The sequence below is a fragment of the Mycetohabitans sp. B2 genome (genome assembly GCF_021733735.1).
Taxonomy (GTDB): Bacteria; Pseudomonadota; Gammaproteobacteria; order Burkholderiales; family Burkholderiaceae; genus Mycetohabitans; species Mycetohabitans rhizoxinica.
Genome location: NZ_JAHKSP010000094.1, coordinates 1 through 3,992, shown reverse-complemented (window position 1 = coordinate 3,992; position 3,992 = coordinate 1). Strand labels below are relative to the sequence as shown.

General features: G+C 60.6%; 1 protein-coding gene. It reads left to right on the top strand.

What is annotated here, in order from left to right; genetic code table 11:
* A partial coding sequence (locus KPG66_RS16855; RefSeq protein ID WP_237071596.1) for an amino acid adenylation domain-containing protein occupies nt 1-3,992 on the top strand: 3,992 nt, incomplete at both ends.

Sequence of the window (3,992 nt, the reverse complement as noted above, 5' to 3'; positions counted from 1 at the left end):
CGAGGCGTGCCTGGTGCAACATGAGCAGGTGCGCGATGCGGTGGTGCTTGTGCGGGGTGAGAGCATTAATAAGCGGCTTGTCGCGTATGTGGTGGCCGAGCCGAATGAGGCGCTGGTCAGCGAGCTGCGCACGCATGTGGCTGCTCGTTTGCCCGAGTATATGGTGCCGGCTGCATTTGTGCGGTTGGATGCGTTGCCCTTGACGCCCAATGGCAAGCTGGATCGACGTGCGTTACCTGAGCCAGATGCTGGTGCACTCGCGCATCATGTCTATGAAGCGCCACGAGGCGAATTGGAGACCACGCTGGCTCAAATCTGGGCCGAATTGCTCGAGGTGGAGCGTGTGGGTCGGCACGACAGCTTTTTTGCACTCGGGGGCCATTCGCTACTGGCGGTGCGCTTGATGAACCGAGTAGGCGCGCTGGGTGCCGACGTGCCGCTTGCGGCCCTCTTTGCATCGCCGACGCTGGCCGCGTTCGCAGCGGTGGTGAGTGCGCAACTGAACCAGCAAACCAGTGCGCTGCCTGAGATCACGCCGGTCTCACGCGAAGGCGGCTTGCCGCTGTCGTTCGCCCAGCAGCGGCTATGGTTCCTCGCACAACTTGATGAAGTCAGCGCTAACTATCATATACCGCTTGTCCTGCATGTGCATGGGTCGCTAAATCGGGACGCATGGCAACAAGCGCTGGGTGCACTGTTCGCGCGCCACGAGGCGCTGCGCTCGACGTTTGTGAGCGTCGAGGGTCAGCCGCAGGTGCAGTTGTTGCCGGCCGGCACAGGCGTGCCGCTGCACTGGCATGATTTGCGTGGGGTGCCTGATGCCGACGCGCAGCTGTCGCGTTTGACTGCCGATGAAGTGCATGCGCCGTTTGATCTGGCGCGCGGCCCGCTGATGCGTGCATGCGTCATTCAGCTCGCCGATGACAACTATCAGTGCGTGCTCACACAGCATCATATTGTGTCGGACGGCTGGTCGCTTGACGTGCTGATAAGAGAACTCAGTGCATTGTACGCGGCAAGCGTTGGGGAGCAGGCCGTCCCACTGCCGTCGCTGGCGATCCAGTATCCGGATTACGCGGCTTGGCAGCGTCAATGGTTGTCGGGTGAGCGGCTTCAAACGCAGAGCGACTACTGGCGTACGACGCTGGCCGATGCGCCGGTACTGCTGGAACTACCGACGGACCGGCAGCGCCCGGCGCAACAGTCGTTTGCTGGTGCACACGTGCCGGTGCAGATCGATGCATCGACCACGCAAGCGCTCAAGCGCTTAAGCGCTGAGCATGGCACGACGCTGTTTATGACGGTGCTTGCGGCTTGGAGCGCGGTGCTCGCGCGCCTGTCGGGCCAGGATGATTTGGTCATTGGTACGCCCAGTGCAAATCGGGGGCATGCTGCGATCGAGCCGTTGATTGGCTTCTTTGTCAATACGCTGGCGTTGCGTGTCGACTTATCTGGCGAGCCCAATACGAGCGAACTGCTTAAGCGCGTGCGGTGTACGACGCTGGACGCGCAGGCGCATCAAGATCTGCCGTTTGAGCAGGTCGTTGAGATCGTACAACCGCCGCGCCGGCTCAATCATACGCCGCTGTTTCAGGTGATGTTCGCGTGGCAGAGCAATGAAACAGGGCAGTGGCGCTTACCCGGGCTGGATGTCAAGCCTGGCGAGCTTGAGTACGACATGGTTCGGTTCGACCTGGAAATGCACCTGTATGAAGCAGGTGAGGGGATCACCGGATCGTTGCACTATGCGAGCGCGTTGTTTGACCCCGAGACGATCGAGCGGCATGTGGCGTATCTGACGGCGATGTTGCAGGCGATGGCGGCTTGCCCACAGCAACCGGTGGCGACGCTTCAGATGCTGGGGGCAGACGAGCGTCAGTTGCTGCTTCAGACATGGAACGCGACGACGACCTCCTATCCGGCGCACGAGTGCATTCATCAGTTGTTCGAGGCGCAGGTGCAACGCAGCCCCGATGCTACTGCGCTGGTATATGAAGAGCAAACACTAAGCTATGCGCAATTGAACGCGCGAGCCAATCGTCTCGCGCATCGGCTTATTGAATTGGGCGTCAAGCCGGATACCCGAGTGGTGCTCTGTGTCGAGCGCTCGCCGGCGATGGTCGTGGGGCTATTGGCGATCATGAAGGCGGGCGGCGCGTATGTGCCGCTCGATCCCGCGTATTCGTCCGAGCGCCTCACGCATATTCTCGCCGATACTGCACCCACGATTGTATTAGCTGATGCGGCTGGTTGCGCTGCGCTCGGTGATGCTGTACGTAGCTCGTGCACGGTGGTTGATCCCAATAGGCTGCCGGAGGCAGCGGATACCAATCCGTCAGTGTCAGGTCTGACGGCGCACGACCTCGCGTATGTGATTTATACGTCCGGCTCGACCGGTACCCCGAAGGGCGTGATGGTTGAGCATGCGCAAGTGGTGCGGCTGTTTGACGCGACCCACTCCTGGTATGGCTTCAACGAGCACGATACCTGGTGCCTGTTTCACTCGTTTGCGTTTGATTTTTCCGTGTGGGAGCTGTGGGGCGCGTTACGTTACGGCGGCAAGCTAGTGATTGTGCCTCATCATATTGCCCGCTCTGCCCAAGCGTTTCATCAATTGGTCTGTGAGCAGGGCGTCACCGTATTGAACCAAACACCCAGTGCATTTAAGGCCTTTATCGCTAGCCAAGCACAAAGCGCCTTATCGGATCAATTACGCTATGTGATCTTTGGTGGGGAAGCGCTGGAGCCTGCCATCTTGCAGGCATGGTATGCCACGCGCGATGAACGCCGTCCGCAATTGGTCAACATGTATGGGATTACCGAAACCACCGTGCATGTGACTTATCGGGCACTTCGACAACAGGACAGTGAGCAAGCGGGCAACCCCATTGGCGTACGGATCCCCGACCTGAAGATTTATCTACTGGACGCGCATGGCCAGCCGGTGCCGCTCGGTGCGGTTGGCGAGTTATACATCGGTGGCGCGGGGGTCGCACGAGGCTATTTGAATCGCCCAGAACTCACGGCTGAGCGCTTTGTGCGCGATCCGTTCTCGGATGCCCCCGATGCGCGAATGTACAAGACGGGTGATTTGGCGCGTTATTTGCCCGATGGCAACCTGGAGTTTGTTGGGCGTAACGATGAGCAAGTGAAGATCCGCGGCTTTCGCATCGAGCCCGGTGAGATCGAGGCGTGCCTGATGCAACATGAGCAGGTGCGCGATGCGGTGGTGCTCGTGCGGGGTGAGAGCGTGGATAAGCGGCTTGTTGCCTATGTGGTGGCTGAGGCCGATGAGCAGCTGGCCAGCACGCTGCGCACGCACGTGGCCACTCACTTGCCCGAGTATATGGTGCCGGCTGCATTTGTGCGGTTGGATGCGTTGCCCTTGACGCCCAATGGTAAGCTCGATCGGCGTGCGCTACCTGAGCCAGACGCTGGTGCGCTTGCGCATCACGCGTATGAAGCGCCGCAAGGCGCGCTCGAGGCCACGCTCGCGACGATCTGGGCGGAGTTGCTCGGTGTCGAGTGTGTCGGTCGGCATGACAGTTTCTTTGCGCTCGGTGGCCATTCGCTGCTGGCAGTGCGCTTGATGAACCGGGTCAGGGCGCTGGGGACTGACGTGCCGCTCGCAACCCTGTTCGCATCGCCGACGCTGGCTGCGTTTGCGGCGGCGGTGAGTGCGCAACTGAACCAGCAAACCAGTGCGCTGCCTGAGATTACGCCAGTCTCGCGCGAAGGCGACTTGCCGCTGTCGTTCGCGCAGCAACGGTTGTGGTTTCTCGCACAGCTTGATGGTATCAATGGGACTTATCACATCCCGCTTGTATTGCGTGCGCGTGGGCCTTTCGATCGGGCCGCATGGCAACAGGCATTGGATGCACTGTTTGCTCGCCATGAAGCGCTGCGCTCGACGTTTGTGAGCGTCGAGGGCCAGCCGCAGGTGCGGCTATTGCCGGCCGACACGGGCGTGCCATTGCACTGGCACGATCTGC